The sequence below is a fragment of the Streptomyces rubellus genome (assembly GCF_036323805.1).
Taxonomy (GTDB): Bacteria; Actinomycetota; Actinomycetes; order Streptomycetales; family Streptomycetaceae; genus Streptomyces.
In genome coordinates this window covers 433,881-456,966 of the sequence record NZ_JAZDCX010000001.1, presented here as the reverse complement: position 1 = coordinate 456,966, position 23,086 = coordinate 433,881, and the positions used below count along the sequence as shown (strand labels likewise).

Here is a 23,086-nt window from a genome sequence, read left to right as displayed (position 1 = left end):
CGTAACACAATGACCGCATGCGCAGCAGACAGTACGGCCCCGACCTGACCCCGCCCTGGAAGCGGAAGCGCCCGGCGCCCGAGGTGCCCGCCGAGCCGGACCTGGTGGTGGAGGAGGTCACCACCGGCTTCTGCGGGGCCGTGGTGCGCTGCGAGAAGACGGCGCAGGGCTTCACCGTCACCCTGGAGGACCGGTTCGGCAGGCACCGGGTCTTCCCGATGGAGCCGCGCGGCTTCCTGCTGGAGGGGAAGACCGTCACGCTGGTGCGGCCGAGGGCGGCGGCCCCGCCCGCCCCGGCCGCGCCCCGGCGCACCGCCTCCGGCTCGCTCGCCGTGCCCGGCGCCCGGGCGCGGGTGGCGCGGGCCGGGCGGATCTACGTCGAGGGGCGCCACGACGCGGAGCTGGTGGAGAAGGTCTGGGGTGACGACCTGCGGGTCGAGGGCGTCGTCGTGGAGTACCTGGAGGGCGTCGACGACCTGCCGGCGGTCGTCGAGGCGTTCGGCCCCACGCCCGACGCCCGGCTGGGGGTGCTGGTGGACCACCTGGTGCCCGGCTCGAAGGAGTCGCGGATCGCCGCGCGGGTGACCGGCGAGGACGTGCTGGTGGTCGGCCATCCGTACGTCGACGTCTGGCAGGCGGTGAAGCCGTCCGCGCTGGGCATCGACGCCTGGCCGGTCGTCCCGCGCGGCCAGGACTGGAAGACGGGCGTGTGCCGGGCGCTGGGCTGGCCGGAGAACACCGGCGCGGCCTGGCAGCGGATCCTGGGCTGTGTGCGCAGCTACACGGATCTGGAGCCGGGGCTGCTCGGCCCGGTGGAGCGGCTGATCGACCATGTCACGGTGGGCGGTCCCGCCGGGCCGTGACCCCGTGCCGCCCGGTGCCGGCGCCCGGTACCGGGCCGGATGCCGGACAATGGACGGCATGCCCTCCGCACCGCCCGACGGCGAGCCCGTCCCCGCCGACGGAGCCCTGCCCGCGTCCGCCCTGGCGGGCGCCGCGGACCGCCCGCTCGGCTTCTACCTGCACGTGCCGTACTGCGCGACGCGCTGCGGCTACTGCGACTTCAACACCTACACCGCGAGCGAGCTGCGCGGCTCCGGCGGTGTGCTCTCCTCCCGGGAGAACTACGCGGACCTCCTGGCCGAGGAGGTGCGGCTGGCCCGCAAGGTGCTCGGGGACGATCCGCGGCCGGTGGAGACGGTCTTCGTCGGGGGCGGCACCCCGACCCTCCTGCCCGCCGCCGACCTGGGGCGGATGCTCGCCGCGGTCCGTGCCGAGTTCGGGCTGGCCGAGGGCGCGGAGGTCACCACGGAGGCCAACCCCGAGTCCGTGGACCCGGCGTACCTGGCCGCCCTGCGCGAGGCGGGCTTCAACCGGATCTCCTTCGGCATGCAGAGCGCCCGGCGGCACGTCCTGGCCGTCCTGGACCGCACCCACACCCCCGGCCGCCCCGAGGCGTGCGTGGCCGAGGCCCGCGCGGCGGGCTTCGAGCACGTCAACCTGGACCTGATCTACGGCACCCCGGGCGAGAGCGACGACGACTGGCGGGCCTCCCTGGACGCCGCGCTCGGCGCCGGGCCGGACCACGTCTCGGCGTACGCGCTGATCGTCGAGGAGGGCACCGCGCTGGCCCGCCGCATCCGGCGCGGCGAGGTGCCCATGACCGACGACGACGTGCACGCCGACCGCTACCTGATCGCCGAGGAGATGCTGTCGGCGGCCGGTCTGGCCTGGTACGAGGTGTCCAACTGGGCGGCTTCCGGGGCCGCCCGCTGCCGCCACAACGAGCTGTACTGGACCGGCGCCGACTGGTGGGGCGCCGGCCCGGGGGCGCACAGCCATGTCGGGGGCGTCCGGTGGTGGAACGTGAAGCACCCCGGCGCGTACGCCCAGGCGCTCACCGAGGGCCGCTCACCGGGCGCGGGCCGCGAGGTGCTGGACGACGGCGACCGGCGGGTGGAGCGGATCCTGCTGGAGCTGCGGCTGGTGGACGGCGTACCGCTGGACGTGCTCGCCCCGGCCGGTACGCGGGCCGCCGGGCGGGCGCTGGCCGACGGGCTGCTGCGCCCGGACGCGTACGAGCGCGGCCGCGCGGCGCTCACCCTGCGCGGCCGGCTGCTGGCCGACGCGGTGGTGCGCGACCTGGTGGACTAGGTTCCCCGCGTTCCCCGGGGCACGGCGGCCCGGGCCCTCCGGGCACACGGCACCCCCCCCGGCCACCGCCGGGAGGTGCCCTCAGCGCGGACACCGGGGCCGCCCGGGTGCACCCGGCACGAGGGCGGTTCCCCGCCTCGTGCCGCCTTTCCGCCCACCGGTACGCCGTCGCACCCGGCGGGCGGTTGTCAGACCCTCCTGGGATGCTCCCCGCATGGAGACGACGGATACAGCGGACCGGGCGGACCGGGCGGATCCGGCGGTGACGCTGCAGCTGACGGTCGACTGCGCCGATCCGCGGCGGCTGGTCACCTTCTGGTGCGAGGCGCTGGGTTACGTGCCCGAGCCCCCGCCCGGCGGGCACACCACCTGGCGGGAGTACTGGCAGGAGATGGGCGTGCCCGAGGACGAGCTGGCCGGCGGCGCCGGCGAGACGCCCGAGTCGATCACGGATCCGGCGGGGCGGGGGCCGCGCATGTGGTTCCAGAAGGTCCCGGAGCCCAAGACGGTGAAGAACCGGGTGCACCTCGACCTGAAGGCCGGCGGCGGGCGCGGGGTCCCGCTCGCGGAGCGCAGACGGCGGGTCGAGGAGAAGGTGGCGGGGCTGGTGGCGGCGGGCGCCGCGGTGCTGCGGACGATGGACGAGCCCGGCACGGACTACTACGGCGTCGTCCTGCGGGATCCGGAGGGCAACGAGTTCTGCGTCGCCTGACCGGCCGCCCGGCCGCGCCCTGCCGGAAGGCCCGGGCCCGTCCGGAGGGAGCACACACGGGGGTGCTCCCTCCGGACGCCGGGCGCCGCCCGGCTCACTTCTCGCGGGCGCCCTCGTACATCTCCTCGATGAGGTGGCCGAACTTCTTCTCCACCGCGGGCCGCTTCAGCTTCAGGCTCGGGGTGAGCTCGCCGTGCTCGATGTCCAGGTCGCGGGGCAGGACGCGGAACTTCTTGATCGTCTGCCAGCGCTGGAGCCCCTCGTTGAGCTGCCGCACATAACCGTCGACCAGCTCGCGCACCTCCTCGGAGGCGACGACCTCCGCGTAGCCGCGACCCGCCTGCCCGTGCTCGGCCGCCCAGCCCATGAGGGCGGCCTCGTCGAGCGCGATGAGCGCGGTGCAGTAGTTGCGGTCGGCGCCGTACACCAGGATGTTGGAGACGTACGGGCAGATGGCCTTGAACTGGCCCTCGATCTCGGCCGGGGCGATGTACTTGCCGCCCGAGGTCTTGATCAGGTCCTTCTTGCGGTCGGTGATCCGCAGGTAGCCGTCGGCCGACAGCTCGCCGATGTCCCCGGTGTGCAGCCAGCCGTCCGGCTCCAGGACCTCCTCGGTCTTCTCCGGCAGCCCGTGGTAGCCCTGCATGATGCCGGGGCCGCGCAGCAGGATCTCGCCGTCCTCGGCGATCCGCACCTCGGTGCCGGGCAGCGGCTTGCCGACCGTGCCGGTGCGGTACGCCTCGCCGGGGTTGACGAAGCTGGCGGCGCTGGACTCGGTGAGGCCGTAACCCTCCAGGATGTGGATGCCGGCCCCGGAGAAGAAGAAGCCGATGTCCGGGGCGAGGGCGGCGGAGCCGGAGATGCAGGCGCGCAGCCTGCCGCCGAACGCCTCGCGGATCTTGGCGTAGACGAGCTTGTCGGCGACCGCGTGCTTGGCCCTCAGCCCGGCCGGGGCGGAGGCCGTCCCGGTGCGGCGGAAGTTGTCCTGAGTGGTCCTGGCGTACTCGCGCGCCACCCCGGAGGCCCATGTGAAGATCTTGTACTTGGCGCCGCCGCCCGCCCGGGCCTTGGCCGCGACACCGTTGTAGACCTTCTCGAAGATCCGGGGCACGGCGGCCATGTAGGTGGGCCGCACCACCGGCAGGTTCTCGATGATCTTGTCGACCCGGCCGTCCACCGCGGTGGCGTGGCCGACCTCCAGCTGCGCCGCGGTGAGCACCTTGCCGAAGACGTGCGCCAGCGGCAGCCACAGGTACTGCACGTCGTCGGAGCGCACCAGGCCGGTCGCGGGGATGGCCTTGCCCATGTAGGACCAGGCGTCGTGCGGCAGCCGCACGCCCTTGGGGCGGCCGGTGGTGCCGGAGGTGTAGATCAGGGTGGCGAGCTGGTCGGAGCGGAGGGCGGCGACGCTCTTCCGGACGGCCTCCGGGTTCTTCTCCAGGTACGCCGCGCCGCGCCGCCGCAGCTCGTCCAGGGAGAGCACCCAGTCCTCCGGGTCGTCCGCGGCGGCCACCGCGTCGGCGGCCTCGATGACGACCACATGGGCCAGGCCGGGCAGCTCGGCGCGGCGCTCGCGCGCCTTGGCCAGCTGCTCGGCGTCCTCGGCGATCAGCACCCGGCTGCCGGAGTCGGCGAGGATGTAGGCCGTCTCCTCGGCGTTGGTGGTGGGGTAGACGGTGGTGGTGGCCGCCCCGGCGCACAGGATGCCGAAGTCGCACAGGATCCAGTCGACCCGGGTGTTGGAGGCGATGGCCACCCGCTCCTCCGGCCGCACTCCCAGGTCCATCAGTCCCGCGGCGACGGCGAAGACCCGCTGTGCGGCCTCCGCCCAGGTGTAGGAGCGCCACTCGTCGGGCCCCTCACCGGAGGCGGCGGGCACCGGGTAGCGGTACGCCTCGCCGTCCGGGGTCTCCTCGACGCGCTCCAGGAAGAGGTTCGCCACCGAGGGCGGACGGTTCTCGATCAGGGACTGGGTGTCGCTCACAACATCCTCCGGGGCCCGCGACGGTGCAGGGGGGTGGCTCCAAGGCTCGGTGTACCCGGAGTACCGGGGTGCGGTGAAGGGGTCGGTATGGGTTCTGTGGGGATCCGTGCTGCGTACTGCGGGTGACTCGCGAGTAACCACCGAGCGGACGGTCAGCCTAGGCGGGAAGACCGCACCGTGAAAGAGCCTGTGCGCGGCCTCCCCGAAGCCGTGACCTCCGCGATACATACCCGGCATACCAAACGGTCCGCCCGGCCGGAAGGGCACGGGCCACGTACGAAGGCGCCCGCTCGCCCTTCCGGGCGAACGGGCGCCTGCCGCTTCCCGTCCTTCGCTACTTCTTGCCCTTGCCGTCGCCGCCGCCGCCGTCGGAGTCGGAGGAGAGCGCGGCGATGAAGGCCTCCTGGGGGACCTCCACCCGGCCCACCACCTTCATGCGCTTCTTGCCCTCCTTCTGCTTCTCCAGCAGCTTCCGCTTGCGGGAGATGTCACCGCCGTAGCACTTGGCGAGCACGTCCTTGCGGATGGCCCGCACCGTCTCGCGGGCGATGACGCGCGAGCCGATGGCGGCCTGGATGGGCACCTCGAACTGCTGCCGCGGGATGAGTTCACGCAGCTTGGAGGCCATCCTGACCCCGTAGGCGTACGCCTTGTCCTTGTGGACGATGGCGGAGAAGGCGTCCACCTTGTCGCCGTGCAGCAGGATGTCCACCTTCACCAGGTCGGCGGTCTGCTCGCCGGTGGGCTCGTAGTCCAGCGAGGCGTAGCCGCGGGTCTTGGACTTGAGCGCGTCGAAGAAGTCGAAGACGATCTCCGCCAGCGGGAGGGTGTAGCGCAGCTCGACGCGGTCCTCGGAGAGGTAGTCCATGCCGAGCAGGTTGCCGCGCCGGGACTGGCACAGCTCCATCACCGCGCCGACGAAGTCGTTGGGGGTCAGGATCGTCGCGCGGACGACCGGCTCGTGCACCTGGGCGACCTTGCCGGTGGGGTACTCGCTGGGGTTGGTGACGATGTGCTCGGTGCCGTCCTCCATGTCCACGCGGTAGATCACGTTGGGCGCGGTGGCGATCAGGTCGAGGCCGAACTCGCGCTCCAGCCGCTCGCGGATCACCTCCAGGTGCAGCAGGCCCAGGAAGCCCACCCGGAAGCCGAAGCCCAGCGCGGCGGACGTCTCCGGCTCGTAGACCAGCGCGGCATCGTTGAGCTGGAGCTTGTCCAGGGCGTCGCGCAGCTCGGGGTAGTCCGAGCCGTCCAGCGGGTACAGCCCGGAGTACACCATCGGCTTGGGGTCCTTGTAGCCGCCCAGCGCCTCGGTGGCCCCCTTGGAGAACTGGGTGATGGTGTCGCCGACCTTGGACTGGCGGACGTCCTTCACCCCGGTGATCAGATAGCCCACCTCGCCGACGGACAGCCCGTCGGCGGGCAGCATCTCCGGGCTGTTGGTGCCGATCTCCAGCAGTTCGTGGGCGGCGCCGGTGGACATCATCCTGATGCGCTCGCGCCGGGAGAGCTTCCCGTCGACGACCTTCACGTAGGTCACCACGCCGCGGTAGGCGTCGTAGACCGAGTCGAAGATCATCGCCCGGGCGGGGGCGTCGGCGACCCCCACCGGGGCCGGGACCTGCCGGACGACCTCGTCCAGCAGCGCCTCGACGCCCTCGCCGGTCTTGGCGGAGACCTTCAGCACCTCCTCCGGCTCGCAGCCGATGAGGTGCGCCAGCTCGGCGGCGAACTTCTCCGGCTGGGCGGCCGGCAGGTCGATCTTGTTGAGGACCGGGATGATCGTGAGGTCGTTCTCCATCGCCAGGTAGAGGTTGGCCAGCGTCTGGGCCTCGATGCCCTGGGCGGCGTCCACCAGCAGGATGCAGCCCTCGCAGGCGGCCAGCGAGCGGGACACCTCGTAGGTGAAGTCGACGTGCCCCGGGGTGTCGATCATGTTGAGGATGTGGGTGGTCCCCTTGTCCTCGCCCTCGGAGGGCGCCCACGGCAGACGGACCGCCTGGGACTTGATCGTGATGCCGCGCTCACGCTCGATGTCCATGCGGTCGAGGTACTGGGCACGCATCTGGCGCTGCTCGACGACGCCGGTGAGCTGGAGCATCCGGTCGGCGAGAGTCGACTTGCCGTGGTCGATGTGCGCGATGATGCAGAAGTTGCGGATCAGCGCCGGGTCGGTACGGCTCGGCTCCGGCACGTTCGAAGGGGTCGCGGGCAACGCAGGGTCCTGTCGGGTCATGGCTCGGGTCGATACGTCTCCCCCATCGTCCCACGAGCGGCGCGTCCGGTCCGGTTTGGGCGGCGATCAGGCCTGCTGGTAATCTGACCCACTGTGCCTTGTGCCCTCGCGGCACCGGCTCCGGTGCGGAAGGACGCGCCGGGAGACGGCCGGACGGGAGGGGCGCGGCCACCACCGCGCCAGGGCACCGCACCACACCCAACCCACTTTTCCGAGAAGGCTCTTTCGTGGCGAACATCAAGTCCCAGATCAAGCGGATCAAGACCAACGAGAAGGCCCGCCAGCGCAACAAGGCGGTCAAGTCCGAGCTGAAGACCGCGATCCGCCGCACCCGCGAGGCGATCGCCGCCGGTGACGCGGAGAAGGCCGCCGAGGCCGCGCGCGTGGCGAGCCGGAAGCTGGACAAGGCCGCCAGCAAGGGCGTCATCCACAAGAACCAGGCCGCCAACAAGAAGTCGGCGCTCGCACAGAAGGTCTCCGCTCTCCAGGGCTGACCCCTCGGGGCCGGGGCCTCTCCCGGCCCGCGGCCGTACGGACTCAGCGGACCCTCTCACCGCTCCGTACCGGCCCACCCCGCGCCGCACGCGGCCTGCGTTCGCCACGCGGGTGCGGCGCACCACAGAGCACCGGGCCGAAGGGCCCGCCCGTACCGCCCGCCGTGATCCCCGCGGCGGGCGGTACGCGTTTCGTGCCCCCCCCGCCCGCACCCACCGGTCACACTCCCGCGTCCCCTGAGGGCGCCCCGCCGGTGCCGCGTCCCCCGACGGGACGCGGCACCGGCGGGGCGCCGTCCCTCAGCGGGAGCGCGCCGCCCGGGCGACGGCCATGACGGCCTTCTCCAGGGCGTACTCCGGATCGTCGCCGCCGCCCTTGACCGCCCCGTCCGCCTCCGCCACCGCGCGCAGCGCCACGGCCACCCCGTCCGCCGACCAGCCGCGCAGCTGCTGGCGGACTCGGTCGATCTTCCACGGCGGCATGCCCAGCTCCCGGGCCAGATCACCGGGGCGCATGCCGCGCGGGGCGTCCAGCAGCTTGCCGATGGCCCGCACCCCCTGCGCCAGGGCGCTGACGACCAGCACCGGGGCGACCCCCGTGGACAGCGACCAGCGCAGCGCCTCCAGCGCCTCGGGCAGCCGGCCCTCCACCGCCCGGTCGGCGATGGCGAAGCTGGACGCCTCTGCCCGGCCGCTGTAGTAGCGGGCGACGACGGCCTCGTCGATGGTGCCTTCGATGTCGGCCACCAGCTGGGAGCAGGCGCTGGCCAGCTCGCGCAGATCGCTGCCGAGGGCGTCCACCAGGGCCTGGCACGCCTCGGGGGTGGCCGAGCGGCCGAAGGCCCGGAACTCGCCGCGCACGAACGCCTGCCGGTCGGCGGGCTTGGTCATCTTCGGGCAGGCCACCTCGCGGGCGCCCGCCTTGCGCGCGGCGTCCAGCAGCCCCTTGCCCCGGGCGCCGCCCGCGTGCACCAGCACCAGGGTGATCTCCTCGGCCGGGGCCTTCAGGTACTCCTTGACGTCCTTGACGGTGTCCGCCGCCAGGTCCTGCGCGTCCCGCACGACCACGACCTTGCGCTCGGCGAACAGCGAGGGACTGGTCAGCTCGGCGAGGGTGCCGGGCCGCAGGTCGGGGGAGGCCAGCTCGCGCACGTCGGTGTCGGCGTCGGCGGCGCGGGCCGCGTCGACCACCTCGCGCACCGCGCGGTCGAGCAGCAGGTCCTCCTGGCCCACCGCGAGCGTGACGGGGGCGAGCGGATCGCCGGACGTGGACTTCCTGGATGTTCTGGCTGCCATCGCCGACCAGCATCCCACGCCCCGCCGACAACGTGCCCCCGGCGGCCCCGCACCCCGGCGGCGCCGCGCCCTGCCCCACAATGGCGCGGTGAGCAGCGACACCCGACCCGTACGGCACATCCTGGTGCTCCCCGACCGCGACGCCGCCGAGGAGGCGGCCGGGGAACTGGCCGACCGGCTCGGCCTGCCGGAGGAGCCGCGCCCGATACGCGAGGCGCTGGCCGGTGAGGACGACGCCGAGGACGCCCAGTGGCTCCTCGTCCTCGACGACCCCGGCGGCGCGTACGACCCGGCCGCGCTGGACGCCCTCGCCGCGGAGTACGAGGGCTGGCTGGAGCGGGGCTGACCCGGACGCACCGCGCGGGGGGCGGCGCGTCCGGATCAGCCCCGCTCCCCCGTCCCGCCCGGTGCGCCCGCCCCGGCGGACGCCGCGCGCAGCAGCCGGAGCTGGCCGATCTCGGCGGCGTTCTTCATCAGCTCCGCGTTCACCCAGGCCGCCGTGTCGGCGACCGTACGGGCGGGGCCGCCCTGCCAGGGGAAGGGGGCGGCGGCGTCCAGCTCCGCGTCGGTGAGCCGGTCCAGCACCGCCGACCACTCCGCGCGCAGACCGCGCAGCCACTCCACGGCGGCCCGCCCGCTCCCCGGCCAGACGACCTCGGTCCGCTCCCGGGGCGTCCGCCCCGCCGCGTGGTCGGCGGCCGTGCCCCACCACCAGCCGATGTGCCAGCTCAGCCAGGCGATCGTGGGAACCGGCACGGGGTCGGGCTCGGTCTCCGCCCAGTCCGGCACCCAGCGGCCCCCGGAATCCCGGCGCACCGTCCAGCAGTGGGCCGCGGGCTCCCAGAGGAAGTCCTCCTCCACCAGCCGCTCCAGGTGGTACTCGAACAGCGCCCAGGTCAGGTCGAACTGCCGGCGCAGCAGCTCACGTCGGGACGATTCCATTCCCCGACCCTGGCACACCCTCCCCCGGGCCGGAGAACGGTTTTCCGGGCGACGGGCCGGTGACGGAGCCCGGCCCTCCGGTGAACCCCCGGTGAAGCCTCGGGCGCCCCGGTTTCCACCGCGGGCCGCGGACGTACATTCCCCTCACCCCCGTCCCGCCCCCCACTCCCTCTTCCGACCACCAAGTGCGAGGTGCACCCCGTGGAGTGGCTGTCCGCCGAGACCGTGCTCGGCACCCTCGGCATCGTCGCGACCGTCGCCGTCCTGGCCTACGACCGGCTCCGGCCGGGCCGCCGCCGCATCGGCTACCGCGTCCAGATGGACACCGCGATCGGCGCCGACACCCGCCCCGGCCGGGCCGGCGCCCGGCTCGGCCTGTTCGGCGACGACCGGGAGCTGACCGACGCCACCCTGGTGTTGCTGCGCATCGAGAACGACGGCGTCAAGGACATCTCCCGGGCCGACTACGAAGTGCCGCTGTGCGCGGTGTTCACCGGCCGCCGGGTGCTCGGGGTCGCCGTCACCGACCCCAGCCCGCCCGGGCTGATGGAGCGGCTCACCCCCGAGAACGGCCTGCGCTACGAGGGCGGCCGGGTCCACGTCCCCCATGTCCCGCTGAACACCGGGGACCACTTCAAGCTGCTGGTCCTGCTCACCGGCGGCGGCCTGAACGGTGACGTGCGGCTGGAGGGCACGGTCAACGAGGGCCGCATCCGGCCCAACCGCCAGTACCGCGGCCCGCGCGTCCTCTACCTCGGGCTCGCCGCGTTCCTCATCCTCATCACCGGCATCGGTACCGGGATGCAGCTGGAGGGCCCGCCTCCCCCGCTGGAGTGCGCCACCGGCGAGCTCACCGTGCTGGGTTCCACCGCGTTCGCCCCGGTGCTGGAGGAGGTCGGCAGGGCGTACGAGGAGGACTGCGAGGGCGCCCGGATCACCCTGGCCGCCGAGGGCAGCCTCGGCGGCATACGCCGGCTCGACTCCCTCGGCCGAGCCGCGAAGGACGGCGCCCCGCCCGCCGTCGCGCTGTCCGACGGCCCCGCCCCGGACGGCTACCCGCGGCTGCGCGCGCACCCGGTGGCGGTGACCGTGTTCGCGGTGGTGGTCAACGAGCGGACCGGGGTGCGGGACATCTCCACGGCCGACCTGCGCCGCCTCTACTCGGGGGAGGTCCGCAACTGGCGGGAGGTCGGCGGGGCGGACCTGCCGGTCAGCCTGGTCAGCCGGGACTCGGAGTCCGGCACCCGGAGCGCCTTCCAGCGGCGGGTGCTCGACGGTTTCGAGCCCGGTGTCTCCTCCGGCGACTGCCGCCGCCGGGACGACCCCCGCGCCAGGGTGCTCCGCTGCGAGCGCGGCGACACCCGGCAGGTGCTGGAGACCGTCCGGCGGGTGCCGGGGGCGATCGGCTACGCCGAGCTCCGGGCGGCCACCGGCACCGGGGGCGTCACCCTGCTCCGGCTGGACGGCACCGCGCCGGACACCGGGGCGATCGGCCCGGACCGGCGGCAGAGCGGGCGGGACGGACGGGAGGCGACCGGCAAGCCGTACCCCTACTGGGAGGTCGAGTACGCCCACACCTACACCCAGCCGCCCGCCGACTCGCTGACCTCGAAGTTCCTCGACTACCTGGGCGGCGGCACCGCGCAGAACATCCTGCGCACCCACGGCCTGCTGCCCTGCGCCGCCCCGGTGAACCAGGCGCTGTGTCACCGGGGATGAGGCACCGCACCTCACCCGAAGGAGTGAAGCACGAAGAATCGCACTGGATTTCCCGGCGCCAGAGGGCAACCCCGTCCCCGCCCCACCCTGTTGAACCGGTTGTGAGACGGACCGCACGGACAGGAACGCGATGGCAGGGACACAGCCGGGGACACGGTGGTGACGGACGCGGCACCGGGCTTCGAGGAGTTCGTCACGGCACGCGGCCCCCGGCTGCTGCGGGTCGCCTGGCTGCTGACGGGCGACGCCCATCTGGCGGAGGACCTGCTGCAGACGGTGCTGGCCAGGATGTGGCCCAGATGGCACCGGATCGCGGGCGAGAACCCGGAGGCGTACGCCCGCAAGGCCCTGGTGAACACCAGCACCTCGTGGTGGCAGCGCCGCTGGCACGGCGAGCTGCCCCACGGCGAACTGCCGGAACGGGCCGCGGCCGACGCCTTCGCGGCGGTCGACCTGGAGCACTCGCTGGCCGCGGCCGTACGGCTGCTGCCGCCGCGACAGCGGGCGGTGATCGTGCTGCGCTATTTCGAGGACCTGAGCGTGGCCGAGACCGCGCGGCTGCTGGGCTGCCGGCCGGGCACGGTCAAGAGCCAGGCCGCCAAGGCCCTGCGCGTCCTGCACGGCCGGCTGGCCCCGCACCTGGGCACCGGCGCCACCTCGGACACGGAAGGCGGTGATCGCTGTGCACGGCGCTGACCCGGAGCCGCCCCGGAGCGCGGAGCGGGAACTGCGGCTGCTGCTGGAGCGCGTCGTCCCGCGGCCGGCCGCACCGGCGGAGCGGATGCGGCGGGTACGCCGGCGGGTGGCACTGCGGCGGCGCCGGGTGGCGGTGCTGACGGCCTCGGCGAGTGCCGCGGCGGCCGTCGTGCTCGCCGTGTCGCTGCGCCCGGTGGTCACCGGCGGAGTGCCGGACGAGCGGGTGGCGCCGGCGGCCTCCCCGTCGGCCGGTTCCGGGGAGGCGGCGCTCCGTCTCTCCGGCACCTTCGAACTGCGGCTGCGGCTGCCCGGTGGCTGGCACGTCCGGACGGTGCCGGGCACCAGAACGGCGCTGGGCTTCGCCGCCGACCGACCGCTGGACGGCGGGGGCCCCTGTCCGGCCGCCCGCACCTACGCCCTCGACTGCGCCCCCGTCCCCGCGCTGGCCCCGGACGGGGCACTGATCGCCTTCCAGCAGATGACCGCGCCGCCCGGCGGCAGGGACATGGAGCCGAAGGGGGCGTTCACGACCGGGGACCCGCGTCCGCCCGAGAAGGACTGCCGCGCCCTGGGCGGCGACCGGGAGCTGACCGGCTGGGCCGAGGTCCTCACCGGCACGGACGACCCCGCCCTCTTCCAGGCCCGCGTCTGCCTCGACGGCACGTCGGGCAGGGCGCTCGCCGAGGTCAGGAAGATCCTCGCCACCGCCACCTTCCACAGTGCCCCCGTCCCCGCCCCTACCGAGGCGGAGGACGACTGACTCCCGCTCCCCCTCACCGCCCGTTCGACCCCACCCGTCCCCTCTTCCGGAAAGGCTCCCCCTCGATGTCCGCTATGCCCGTACGTGTCCCCGCCGTTCTGCTGGCCGCGGCCGTCCTGGGCCTGCTGTCCGGCTGCGGCAGCGGCGACAGTGATGCCTCGGTCCAGGACAAGCCCCTGTCCGCCGTCGTCCCGGCCGAGGGGGGATCCGCGGGCTCCGCCTCGGCCGAGGCGGAGCGGCTGCACCGGCAGCTGCCCGGCCTGGGGCCGAAGACCCTGGCCCAGGTGCCGGCGGCCACCCGCCAGGCCGTGGTGGTGACCGGCGAGGACCGGGACTCGCCGAAGGCCACCGTCGTCCTCTACGAGCGCACCGCCGGCGGCTGGCGGGCCGGCTCGGAGTGGCCCGCGCACAACGCGCTGAAGGGCTGGACCGACGACCACCGCCTGGGCGATCTGCGCTCCCCCATCGGCGTGTTCACCCTCAGCGACGCCGGCGGCCGTCTCCCCGACCCGGGCACCGAGCTGCCGTACGACCGCTCCGGCGCCTTCACCATCGACGGCACCGGCTTCGAGGGCGAGCCGCTGGCGGGCTCCTTCGACTACGTGGTGGCCATCGACTACAACCGCGCGCCGGGCACCTCCCCGCTGGACTGGACCCGCCCCCTGGGCGCGCACAAGGGCGGCGGCATCTGGATCCACGTGGACCACGAGGGCCCCACCAAGGGCTGCGTCACCCTGGCCAAGCCCCACATGAAGGAGCTGCTGCGCGCCCTCGACCCGGACCTGAACCCGGTGGTGGTGATGGGCGACGCCGCGTCCCTGCGCCGCTGAGCGCGGCGCGGAGGCACTCCATTCCCCGTCCGGCGCGAGACCGGGCCGGACTCGTCCGGCCCGCAGTCCTCAACCGAGACGGGCGGTCGCGAAGGTCTCCCATTCGTACATCCGGTTGTCCCGGCCCAGGACGATGAGGTCCGCCTGCTCGATCCGTGCCGTGGCCGGTCCTGCCTCGACCGCGTCCAGGGCCCGCGCGACCGGCGCGGTGGGGCCGGTGCCGTTGCTGTAGGCGATCGTCACGTGTGGTGCGAACCCCCCTTCGGGTTCCGGCACTTCCCCCCACACCTCCGCGATCGCCGCCCGGATCGCTGCCTGCGCGGCGACCGGAGGCCCGTCCGGTTCCGCCTCCCAGCGGATCGCCTCCGGGGTGATCCGCGGCTTGTGCAGGCGCAGCTCGAACGGTTCGACGGCGGCCAGGTGCCGGGCGGCGGCGTCGGCTATGGCCCGTGCGTCCCGCTCGGGCACCTCATCGACGAATCCCAGACCCTGCATGGTCAGGTGCAGCCAGCTGTCCGGCACCAGGTCCAGGCCCGGCACCCCGGCCAGTCCTCGGCGGTGGGCATCGGCCAGACGGTGGACCTCCGGAGCGTTGCGGAAGGTCAGGTGCCAGGTGTAGAAGCGGCGCCCGGGCATCCAGCCGGGTCGCCACCACCAGTGATCTGCCATGGCCTCAGCGGTGGTCATGCTGCGGAATCCAATCAGGACGCGGACGCTCCTGGCGAGAGGGCGAGTCGCTGACGAGCCTTTCCGGCCGCGTCGGAGTCATCGACCACAATTGCGGGCCGGGAATCTTCCACCGATTCTGTATCCCCGGCCGTTGCCAAGGACGGCGGCACTGGAAAGGGGATCGAGGCGGTGAAGGCTCGGTCAGGGCTCCTTCGTACCCGAGCGTGGGTACCGTTTCGGAAACCGAGGTCGCGATGAACGGAGCCCGCCATGCCCGAGCACGCCGACGTTCACATCGGAGTCCGACTGCGCGAGGTGCGCAAACGACGTGGCCTGGCGCAGAGGGAGTTGGCCGCCCACTCCGGCGTCTCCCTGTCCTGATCCGCAAGCTGGAAAAGGGCGAACTGCGCGGCACCCGCCTGGAGACCGCCCGGCGGCCGGCCGCCGCCCTCCGTGTCCCCGCGACACGGCTCGTCGCCCGTGACGCGGAGAGCGCCGATGCGGTCACCGTCGACCAGTGGGAGCCTGTTCGAAACGCCCTTATGGCTCCGGCCCGGGCCGCCGGGCCGGAGGAGGAACCTACGGTGGAGGGGGTCCGCGACGCGCTTCGGGCAGCGATGCCGTTGTTCTCCGGTGACCGGTTCGCCGAGCTCGCCGAGATCCTGCCGTCGCTGCTGCGTGACGCCGACGCGGTCGCGTAGATCGACGGGGACGGCCGTGCGGTACGGGTACGCCTGCTGCAGTTGACCGGCTGGCTGCTCACCCAGACCCGTCGGTACGAGGTGGCGTCCGAGGCACTGGAACGGTCATTGGACGACTCCAGCGACCGCCTGCAGGCTGCCGCCACGGTCAACACCGTGTGCTGGCTGCTGCTCCGGCAGGGTCAGCTCGCCGAGGCCCGCGAGTTGGCCGCCCGGTGGGCCGACGACACGGAGCCTCGCATCTCCCGGGCAACACCGTCAGAGCTGAGCGTGTGGGGGTGGATGCTGCTGCGGATGTCGGCCGCCGCGGTGCGGGACAACCGGCCCGGCGAGGCGGAGGACGCACTGCGTCTGGCACGGGCGGCAGCCCGGACGGCACCGGAAGGCCCCCGGTGACCGCCCCCACACCGCCGGCCGTCTCCGGTGAGGTCCCCGGGGACGAGGTCCTGCGCTGCCTCGGGCGGCAGATGAGGCCGTCCTGCACCGCCCCTGCGGCGGCCGCCACATCCTGCGCGACCAGCTCGCCCACCTGCTGGAGGCCGCACGGCAGCGGCATGTGGAGGTGCAGGTGCTCCCCACCGCCGTGACCGACCACGCCGCCGCCGAGGGGCCCTTCACCCTGCTGGAACCGGTCGGCGCACACACCACCGTCGCCCGTACCGGCGACCGCCTCACCACCAGCCGCGTCACCGTCCGCACCCTCCAGCAGCGCTACTCCGCCCTCCGCACCCGGGCCCACAGCCCCGCGTCTCCCTCGCCCTCATCGGGAACGCCCTCGACGCCCTCAAGGCGATATGAGCGCATCCCGCCGGGCGCGCCCGGGGTGCACGCCCTTCTGCTTCCGTACGCCCCCGGGGCCCCGGGTGCGCCCGGCCCGGTCCGCTGCTTCGCTGTCCGGGGCGCGTCCGCCCCGGACGACCACCGCACCCCGCACCCCGCACCGAAGGGACACCCATGGCCGAAGCCCCTCTCACCGCCGCGCGGTTCTCGCCCCGGCTCCCCGGCCCCGCGACACGGGTCACCCTCCCGGACGGCAGCAGGCCCTGGGTGGTCAGCCGCTACGCGGACGTGCGCACCGTGCTGTCGGACCCCCGCTTCTCCGCGGACGACCAGCGGCCCGGCTTCCCCCGTGTGATCTCGCTGCCGCCCGCCCCGGGGTGGATGTCCTTCCTGCGGATGGACCCGCCGCGCCACACCGTGCTGCGGCGGATGCTGACCGCGCACTTCACCGTCCGCCGCAGCGAGGTGCTCCGCCCCGAGGTCGAACGGGTCACGGACGGGCTGCTGGACGCCATGGCGGAGAGCGGCGCGCCGGCGGATCTCGTCGAGTGCTTCGCGCTGCCGCTTCCCTCTCTGGTCATCAGCCGCCTGCTGGGCGTGCCCTACGAGGACCACGCGATGTTCCAGGAACACAGCCGGAACATCACGGCGACGGACATCCCCCGGGAGACGGCCCTCGCGTCCGCCGACCGCATGGAGCGGTACTTCGCGGAGCTGCTGGCGGCCAGGCGTGCCCGCCCCGGCGACGACCTGATCAGCCTGGCGCTGGCCCAGCAGGAGGCCGCGGCGGTCACCGACGAGGAGATCATCGCCATGGCCCGGCTGATGCTCGTGGCGGGGCACGGGACGACAGCCAACATGCTCGGCATGTCCGTACTGACCCTGCTGCGGGAGCCGGGGCGGGCCGACGCGCTGCGCGCCGAACCGGAACTGGTCCGGCCGGCGGTGGAGGAGCTGATGCGCTACCTCAGTGTCGTGCGCAACGCCATCACCCGGGTGGCCACCGAGGAGGTCCGGCTGAGCGACACGGTGGTCGCGGCGGGCGAGGGCGTCATCGTGGAACTGTGCGGTGCCAACCACGACGGCGAGGTCTTCCCCGAGCCCGGCCGGTTCGATCCGCACCGCGATCCCCGCGGCCATGTCGGCTTCGGCTACGGCATCCACCAGTGCATCGGCCAGGCCCTGGCCCGGGTCGAGCTCCAGGTGGCGCTGGGCGGTCTGCTGCGCCGCTTCCCGGGGCTGCGCCTGGCCGCCGTGCCGGAGGAGATCATCATCCACGACCAGGCGGTGGTCGTCGGCCCCACCTCGCTGCCGGTCACCTGGTGACACAGCGCGCGACGGTGTCCGTACGCGTCGATCCGGAGCGCTGCTGCTGCTCGGGGATGTGCGTGCTGACCGCGCCGGAAGTCTTCGACCAGTCCGAGGAGGACGGCAGCGTACGGCTGCGCCGCCCGGAGCCGCCCGAACACCTGCTGCCCGCCGTCCGCCAGGCGGCGGACCTCTGCCCGAGCCGGGCGATCGCCATCGTCACGCCCGGCCCGTGACGCCGTGCGGCCCGGACCCGGGCCGAGGAGCCCGCCGGAGCAGTCGTACGGCGACCCGGCCGGTCGCCGGTACCATCTGACGTGGCCTACGTGATCACCGCCGCCCGCCCCGAGGACGCCGCGACGCTGGGTCCCCTGCACCTGCGGAACTGGTTGCAGACCTACCCCAACCCGGCTGCCGGGATCGATGAGTCCTGGATCCGGGAGCACCGCGGTTCGTCCGCCACGGCGGAAGGCATCACGCAGTGGCGGGAGTTCATCGAGGCGACAAGCCGGCACCCCGACCTGCACTTCTGCCGTGTCGTCCGGTCCGGGACGGAGATCGCCGGCTATCTCCGCGGCCACCGGGAGGAGACGGTCACCCTCGGACCGATGTACCTGCTGAGCCACGCCCAGGGCCACGGGCTCGGCGGTCGCATGATGACCGAGTTCCTCACCTGGGCAGAACCTGCGCGCATCCGTCTGGGGGTCGCCGACTACAACGAACGCGCGATCCGGTTCTACCGGCGCCACGGCTTCGAGATCGCGGGCGAACGCTACCTCTGGCGAGGAAGGCTGCCGACCCTTCCCATGATCCGCGAGGCCCCGTCGGCCGACGGACCCGGCTGAGCCAGGCGCGAAGCGAGGTCGACCGGAACACCGCCGGTTCTTTCACGACACCGAACCAGAAAGGGTCGCCGTCCGGGAGGACGCGGGCCTCTGCCCGAGCCGGGTGATCACCCTCATCCCCGGCCCGCGACACAGGACAGGCCGGGCACCGCGCCGGGGCGGCGCAACCAACCGCGGGCGATCCGCCGTCCTGACGGCCGTCTGCTGTCCCCGGCTGGTTCCGCCCCTGTGGAGCACCGGCAGTGGACACCTCACGCCCGGCACGGAGCGGAAGGCGAGCGCGCATGAGGACACGCTGCGTCGTTCTCGACATCGGCGGCGTACTGGAGATCACTCCGGCGACAGGCTGGCAGCAGGACCGGGAGCGGCGGCTCGGGCTGCCGGTGGGCACCGTGGGCCGGCGGCTGGGCGAGGTCTGGCGGGCGGGGAGCGTCGGGGCGATCGGTGAGGAGGAGGTGCGGGCGCGGGTCGCCGCGGAGCCCGGTCTCGACGCATCACGGGTCGACGCCCTCATGGCCGATCTGTGGGCCGAGTACCTGGGCAACCCCAATGAGGAGTTGATCACCTGTGTGCGCGGTCTGCGGTCGCGTTGCAGGCTCGGCGTCCTGAGCACCAGCCTCGTCGGCGCGAGAGGGCGGGAGGCGGAGGCATACCGCTTCGACGGGTTGGTGGGGGAGATCGTCCACTCGCACGAGGCCGGGATCTGCAAACCCGATCCGGCGGCCTACGCGTTGGTCTGTGCCCGTCTGGAAGTGTGCCCGGAGGACTGCCTGTTCGTCGACGACGTGGGGGCCAACGTCGACGCGGCGCGGGAGGCGGGCATGTGGGGGCACCTGTTCGAGGACAACGCGCGGACGATCGACCGCATCTTCGCCCGTCTCGGCGCCGCCGCGTAGGCCGCCGATCTGATCCACCCCACCGGCGCCCGACTTCTCCGATCTCGGCATTCACGGTCCGGCGGACGGGTGCCCGGACAGACGCCGCACGGCACCGGGCGGTTCGGCCGCCGACGCGCGTTCCTCTGGAAATGGAATTCTCGTTTCTCACCCCTCCGAGCCGACCACCGTGCCGTCGGCGGTGACGGCCAGGGAGCCGTGGGTGTCGGTGCGCAGGACCGCGGCGCCGGCGGTGCGCAGGGCGGTGACGGTACGGGGGGCGGGATGGCCGTAGGGGTTGTCCTCGCCGCAGGAGATCAGGGCGATACGGGGGCGCAGCCGCGCCAGCAGGGCCGGGTCCTGGTAGGCGGAGCCGTGGTGGGCGACCTTGAGGACGTCGACGGGCGGCAGGTCGGGGCGGGCGGCCAGCAGGCGTTGCTGGGCCGGGGGTTCGAGGTCGCCGGGGAGGAAGACCGTCAGGTCCCCGGCGCGGGCGAGCAGGGTGACGCTGGCATCGTTGGCCTCCTCCCCGGAGGAGGAGGGCGGCCCGGGCGGCGGGGGCGCGGTGGGCCACAGCACCTCCCAGGTCAGCGGGCCGATCCGGCGCCGCTCCCCCGGCACCGGCAGCAGGACGGGGATGTCGGCGCGGGACGCGGCGCGGTGGACGGCCGCCGCTTGGCCGGACGGCTCGGCCCGGGTGCTGGTCTGGATCGCGCCGACATCCCGGCCGCGCAGCACCCCGGCGAGCCCGGCCACATGGTCGGCGTGGAAGTGGGTGAGCACCAGCAGGGGTACGGCGGTGACGCCGAGGGTGCGCAGACAGCGGTCCACCGCCCGCGGATCGGGGCCGGCGTCGACGACGACCGCCGCGCCCTCCCCCGCCGCCAGGGCCAGCGCGTCGCCCTGCCCCACGTCGCAGACGGCCAACCGCCAGCCGGGCGGCGGCCAGCCGGTGAGCGGACGGACCAGCGGGACGGGCCGCACGATCGCCAGGACCAGCAGCACGGCGCAGGCCGCGCAGAGCCAGGGGTGCCAGGGGTGGCGTATCAGCCGGCGGGCGGCCAGGAGCAGCAGGACGGTGAGTGCGGCCAGCAGCAGGGCGCCGGTCCAGCTGCCGGGCCAGTCGAGCTCGGCGCCGGGCAGGGCGGCGCCCGTGCGGGCGACGGCGGCGATGGCGCCGGTGGGCCAGCCCGCCAGCCGGGCCAGGAGCTCGGCCAGGGGCATGGACAGCGGCGCCGCCGCCAGGGCGGCGAAGCCGAGCACCGTCGCGGGGGCCACCAGGAACTCGGCCAGCAGGTTGCACGGGATCGCGACCAGGCTGACATGCGCGGCCAGCACCGCGACCACGGGGGCGCACGCCGCCTGCGCGGCGGCAGCGGCGGCCAGGGCCTCGGCGAGCCGTCCGGGCACCCCCCGGCGGCGCAGGGCCGCGCTCCAGCCGGGCGCGACGGTCAGCAGCGAGCCGGTGGCCAGCACGGACAGCAGGAAGCCGAAGTCCCGGGCGAGCCAGGGGTCGTACAGCACCAGCAGCAGGACGGCGGCGGCCAGGGCGGGCAGCAGGGAGCGCCGCCGTCCGGTGCCGATCGCCGCGATGGTGATCAGTCCGCAGGCCGCCGCCCGCAGCACGCTGGGCTCGGGGCGGCAGACCACCACGAAGACGAGGACGAGCAGCGCGCCGGTGACCGCGGTGGTGCGCAGCGACAGTCCCAGCAGGGGCGCGGCCCCGCCGCGTTCGGCGCGGGCGGCCCGGCCCGGCGGTCCGGTCAGCAGTACCAGCAGGATCGCGAGGTTGGAGCCGGAGACCGCCAGCAGATGGAGCATGTCCGAGGCACGGAAGGCCGCGTCCAGGTCCTCCGGGATGCGTGAGGTGTCGCCGACCACCAGCCCGGGCAGCAGCGCCCGGGCGTCGGGTGGCAGTCCGTCGCTCGCCTTCCGCAGTCCGGCCCGCAGTTTCCCGGCGGTGCGCTGGGCGGTGGTCGGCTCACCGGTCACCGTGGGCGGGTCCGTGCCGCTCACCCGCAGGACGGCGGCGATGTCCCGGCCGCCGGGCCCGTCGTCCGACGCGGGGGCGAGCCGGGCCGCCACCCGCAGCCGGGTGCTGGGGAGGAGGCCGAGCCAGGGTGACGCCCGGTCGGCCGCCGTCGCGGGTCCGGCCCCGGCGCCGGTCCCCTTCGGTTGCCGCACCAGCAGCAGTACCGGGGAGCGGGTGGCGGTCACCGTGCCGTCCGTAGTGGTGACGCGGACGGCATCGGCTCGCAACGCGATCAGTTCCGGCAGCTGCTCGGAGCCTCTGATCCGGGACTTGACCGTGCGCGGATCGGCGGTGACGGTCACCTCGGCGGTGATGTGGGCGTGCTGCCCGGCCAGGCCGGGCAGTGGTCCGCGGTGGAGATCGGCGGCGTGCGCCGCGGCCACCCCGCCACCCGCGGCGGCGCACAGCAGCGTCATCGCGACCGCCGTGCGTCCGCTGCTCCGTTCCCGGTGCCTGTTCCGGGCCCGGTCGCGGTTTCGGATATGACTTCGGGTCCGGTGCCGGGTGTGGAGCAGCAGAGCCGCGGCCAGCAGCACGCAGCCGGTCACCCCCGCGGCGGCCGCCCGGCCCGGGGCTCCCAGGGCCAGTGCCGCCGCACCCCACGCGGCCAGCGCGGGCGGGATCAGCCTCAGGTCGGCCGGGCCCTCCTGCCGTGGCTCGGCCGTCCCCAGCCGGTTCCCGGCCGCGAGGTGCACCGCCGCCCGGCGGGAGGCACCGGCGGCCCGTCCGTCACCGGTCACGGCCCGACGAAGGGCTTCAGATCGGCGAAGCGACGCTCGCCGATGCCGTTGACCTCGCGGAGCTGTTCGACGGAGGTGAAGCCGCCGTGCCGGGTGCGGTAGTCGATGATGCGCTGGGCCATGACGGGGCCGATGCCGGGGAGGGCGTCGAGCTGGTCGACGGTGGCGGAGTTGAGGCTGACCGGCACGCCCGGCTGCGGCCCACCGCCTCCGGTGGCGGGAGGCGCGGCGGGGTCGGCGGGCCCGGTGGGTGCCGTCGGGGGCCGGCCGACGACGATCTGCTCGCCGTCGGCCACCAACCGGGCACGGTTGAGGCCGTGAAGCTCGGTGCCGGGGCGGATGCCGCCCGCGGCCCGCAGGGCGTCCGCCACCCGGGCGCCGGCCGGCAGCCGGTGGACCCCCGGCCTGCAGACCTCGCCCGTCACATCCACCAGCAGCGGCTTCCCGCCGGCGGCCGGTACGGCGGGCGAACCGGCGGACAGCCCGGACGGCGGGGCGGCAGGAAGCCCGGACGGCGGGGCGGCCTGGGCCCGGGAGGCCGAATCCACCGGCGGCACCCGCACGGCCTGCGGACGGCCCTCCCGGAAGTGGTGGACGGCCAGGGCCAGGGCCACGGCGAGCACCAGGGCGAGTGCGGCCAGAGCGCGTGGCCGCACTCCGCACCGGACCCGCAGCCACAACGGCAGCCGGTTCCGTACGGCCTCCGCCAGCCGGACGTGCCGGGGCATCCCCCTCTCCAGCTCCGGTTCCGGCCCAGGCCCGGGTGGCGGAATCGGTGCGGTGGTGGTGCGGGCGGCGACGCGGTCGGGAGCGGAGGCGGGGGTGCGTACGGGGAAAGGGGCAGGGGTGGCGGCGGGACGCGGCCCGACGGGCGGCGCGATCCGTGCCGGGCGCTCCGGAGGTGCCGCCGTACGGCGGTGGGTGCGGGCCTGGCGGACCGCCTTGCGGGCGGCGGCCACGGCCTCCGCCCGGGACAGCGGTGCGGTGGTGCCCGCCCCGGCAGCGGCCCCCGAACCGGGCGCCGCGGGAGCAGGGGGCGGAAGGAGGGAGGAAGCCGGGGCGGGGGCAGGGGAAGGGGGAGAACCCGCGGCAGGGGCTTCGGGGCCGGACGCGGTGTCCGGGCCGCGTGGCTTCGGACCGGCGGGCGGCGGCACGGCCGGCGGGAGGACGCCGGGCCGCTCCCCCAGCGGCACCACCGTCGCCACGGCAGCAGTCACGGCGTCGGAGGTGGGGGCAGATGTCTCGGGGCCGGGAGCAGGGCCGGGGTCGGACGCGGTGCCCGGGCCGGGCGGCTCCGGGCCGGCGGGCGGCGG

The 23,086-nt window shown here is 74.4% G+C and carries 22 protein-coding genes and 1 pseudogene; 16 read left to right on the top strand and 7 right to left on the bottom strand.

Translation table 11 applies throughout. The features are described 5' to 3' along the window. The first annotated feature begins 17 nt into the window (after nucleotides 1-17). From V1L54_RS01925 to V1L54_RS01915, 3 genes are all read left to right on the top strand, one after another. The gene (locus tag V1L54_RS01925; protein WP_330116016.1) at nucleotides 18-863 is read left to right on the top strand and encodes a DUF3097 domain-containing protein; all 846 of its coding nucleotides are present in this window, start codon (nucleotides 18-20) and stop codon (nucleotides 861-863) included. A 58-nt stretch (nucleotides 864-921) separates the two neighbouring features. Beyond that, complete coding sequence (gene hemW / locus V1L54_RS01920) at nucleotides 922-2,154, top strand: radical SAM family heme chaperone HemW (RefSeq protein ID WP_330116015.1); 1,233 nt, start codon at nucleotides 922-924, stop codon at nucleotides 2,152-2,154. Between the two features lie 214 nt (nucleotides 2,155-2,368). Further along, nucleotides 2,369-2,866: a VOC family protein gene (locus V1L54_RS01915; protein ID WP_330116014.1), complete on the top strand. Its 498-nt coding sequence runs from the start codon at nucleotides 2,369-2,371 to the stop codon at nucleotides 2,864-2,866. Between the two features lie 94 nt (nucleotides 2,867-2,960). Here the strand turns inward: V1L54_RS01915 and V1L54_RS01910 are convergent, their stop codons facing one another. After that, the gene (locus V1L54_RS01910) at nucleotides 2,961-4,850 is read right to left on the bottom strand and encodes an AMP-dependent synthetase/ligase (protein ID WP_330116013.1); all 1,890 of its coding nucleotides are present in this window, start codon (nucleotides 4,848-4,850) and stop codon (nucleotides 2,961-2,963) included. Between the two features lie 334 nt (nucleotides 4,851-5,184). Next, complete coding sequence (gene lepA / locus V1L54_RS01905; RefSeq protein WP_330116012.1) at nucleotides 5,185-7,065, bottom strand: translation elongation factor 4; 1,881 nt, start codon at nucleotides 7,063-7,065, stop codon at nucleotides 5,185-5,187. 248 nt (nucleotides 7,066-7,313) lie between these two features. Between lepA and rpsT the strand changes: the two genes are divergently transcribed. Continuing rightward, a complete protein-coding gene (rpsT, locus tag V1L54_RS01900; RefSeq protein WP_330116011.1) occupies nucleotides 7,314-7,580 on the top strand; it encodes a 30S ribosomal protein S20 in 267 nt (88 codons plus the stop codon). 300 nt (nucleotides 7,581-7,880) lie between these two features. On the opposite strand, the gene holA is transcribed toward rpsT, so the two are convergent. After that, a complete protein-coding gene (gene holA / locus V1L54_RS01895) occupies nucleotides 7,881-8,876 on the bottom strand; it encodes a DNA polymerase III subunit delta (RefSeq protein ID WP_330116010.1) in 996 nt (331 codons plus the stop codon). A gap of 88 nt (nucleotides 8,877-8,964) precedes the next feature. On the opposite strand from holA, the gene V1L54_RS01890 reads away from it, so the two are divergent. Then, entirely contained in the window at nucleotides 8,965-9,222 is a 258-nt protein-coding gene (locus V1L54_RS01890; RefSeq protein WP_330116009.1) for a hypothetical protein, read from the top strand. Nucleotides 9,223-9,257: 35 nt separating this feature from the next. Here the strand turns inward: V1L54_RS01890 and V1L54_RS01885 are convergent, their stop codons facing one another. Next, complete coding sequence (locus tag V1L54_RS01885; protein ID WP_330116008.1) at nucleotides 9,258-9,818, bottom strand: DinB family protein; 561 nt, start codon at nucleotides 9,816-9,818, stop codon at nucleotides 9,258-9,260. A 201-nt stretch (nucleotides 9,819-10,019) separates the two neighbouring features. Between V1L54_RS01885 and V1L54_RS01880 the strand changes: the two genes are divergently transcribed. The 4 genes from V1L54_RS01880 to V1L54_RS01865 all read left to right on the top strand — a co-directional run bounded on the left by V1L54_RS01880 (nucleotide 10,020) and on the right by V1L54_RS01865 (nucleotide 13,823). Continuing rightward, nucleotides 10,020-11,537 carry a substrate-binding domain-containing protein gene (locus V1L54_RS01880; RefSeq protein WP_330116007.1) on the top strand — a complete coding sequence of 506 codons (1,518 nt, stop codon included), beginning with the start codon at nucleotides 10,020-10,022 and terminating at the stop codon, nucleotides 11,535-11,537. A gap of 159 nt (nucleotides 11,538-11,696) precedes the next feature. After that, the gene (locus V1L54_RS01875; protein WP_330116006.1) at nucleotides 11,697-12,233 is read left to right on the top strand and encodes a SigE family RNA polymerase sigma factor; all 537 of its coding nucleotides are present in this window, start codon (nucleotides 11,697-11,699) and stop codon (nucleotides 12,231-12,233) included. Then, nucleotides 12,211-12,993 carry a hypothetical protein gene (locus V1L54_RS01870; RefSeq protein WP_330116005.1) on the top strand — a complete coding sequence of 261 codons (783 nt, stop codon included), beginning with the start codon at nucleotides 12,211-12,213 and terminating at the stop codon, nucleotides 12,991-12,993. Before V1L54_RS01875 ends, V1L54_RS01870 begins: the two co-directional genes overlap by 23 nt. A 65-nt stretch (nucleotides 12,994-13,058) precedes the next feature. Next, nucleotides 13,059-13,823, top strand: coding sequence for a L,D-transpeptidase family protein (locus V1L54_RS01865; RefSeq protein WP_443076433.1), 765 nt, complete (start codon nucleotides 13,059-13,061; stop codon nucleotides 13,821-13,823). A gap of 69 nt (nucleotides 13,824-13,892) precedes the next feature. On the opposite strand, the gene V1L54_RS01860 is transcribed toward V1L54_RS01865, so the two are convergent. Then, on the bottom strand, nucleotides 13,893-14,510 hold the full coding sequence (locus V1L54_RS01860) for a 2'-5' RNA ligase family protein (RefSeq protein ID WP_330116003.1): 618 nt from the start codon (nucleotides 14,508-14,510) through the stop codon (nucleotides 13,893-13,895). 524 nt (nucleotides 14,511-15,034) lie between these two features. On the opposite strand from V1L54_RS01860, the gene V1L54_RS01850 reads away from it, so the two are divergent. The 7 genes and pseudogenes from V1L54_RS01850 (at nucleotide 15,035) to V1L54_RS01825 (ending at nucleotide 19,022) form a co-directional block, all read left to right on the top strand. Then, nucleotides 15,035-15,193, top strand: a complete 159-nt coding sequence (locus V1L54_RS01850; RefSeq protein ID WP_330116001.1) for a hypothetical protein — start codon at nucleotides 15,035-15,037, stop codon at nucleotides 15,191-15,193. 42 nt (nucleotides 15,194-15,235) lie between these two features. After that, entirely contained in the window at nucleotides 15,236-15,589 is a 354-nt protein-coding gene (locus V1L54_RS01845; protein ID WP_330116000.1) for a hypothetical protein, read from the top strand. 55 nt (nucleotides 15,590-15,644) lie between these two features. Further along, a pseudogene (locus tag V1L54_RS29395) lies at nucleotides 15,645-15,929 on the top strand (Scr1 family TA system antitoxin-like transcriptional regulator); the annotation flags it as partial. Between the two features lie 218 nt (nucleotides 15,930-16,147). Further along, the gene (locus tag V1L54_RS01840; protein WP_330115999.1) at nucleotides 16,148-17,299 is read left to right on the top strand and encodes a cytochrome P450; all 1,152 of its coding nucleotides are present in this window, start codon (nucleotides 16,148-16,150) and stop codon (nucleotides 17,297-17,299) included. Beyond that, nucleotides 17,296-17,517: a ferredoxin gene (locus V1L54_RS01835; protein ID WP_330115998.1), complete on the top strand. Its 222-nt coding sequence runs from the start codon at nucleotides 17,296-17,298 to the stop codon at nucleotides 17,515-17,517. The genes V1L54_RS01840 and V1L54_RS01835 overlap by 4 nt, the downstream gene beginning before the upstream one ends. A gap of 81 nt (nucleotides 17,518-17,598) precedes the next feature. Further along, nucleotides 17,599-18,126 carry a GNAT family N-acetyltransferase gene (locus V1L54_RS01830; protein ID WP_330115997.1) on the top strand — a complete coding sequence of 176 codons (528 nt, stop codon included), beginning with the start codon at nucleotides 17,599-17,601 and terminating at the stop codon, nucleotides 18,124-18,126. A gap of 284 nt (nucleotides 18,127-18,410) precedes the next feature. Further along, entirely contained in the window at nucleotides 18,411-19,022 is a 612-nt protein-coding gene (locus V1L54_RS01825) for an HAD-IA family hydrolase (protein WP_330115996.1), read from the top strand. Nucleotides 19,023-19,169: 147 nt separating this feature from the next. Here V1L54_RS01825 and V1L54_RS01820 read toward each other — a convergent pair whose 3' ends face one another. After that, nucleotides 19,170-21,773: a ComEC/Rec2 family competence protein gene (locus tag V1L54_RS01820; RefSeq protein ID WP_330115995.1), complete on the bottom strand. Its 2,604-nt coding sequence runs from the start codon at nucleotides 21,771-21,773 to the stop codon at nucleotides 19,170-19,172. Continuing rightward, nucleotides 21,770-22,501 (bottom strand): ComEA family DNA-binding protein, encoded by a 732-nt coding sequence (locus tag V1L54_RS01815; protein WP_330115994.1) that lies wholly within the window; start codon nucleotides 22,499-22,501, stop codon nucleotides 21,770-21,772. The genes V1L54_RS01820 and V1L54_RS01815 overlap by 4 nt, the downstream gene beginning before the upstream one ends. Nucleotides 22,502-23,086: the final 585 nt, after the last annotated feature.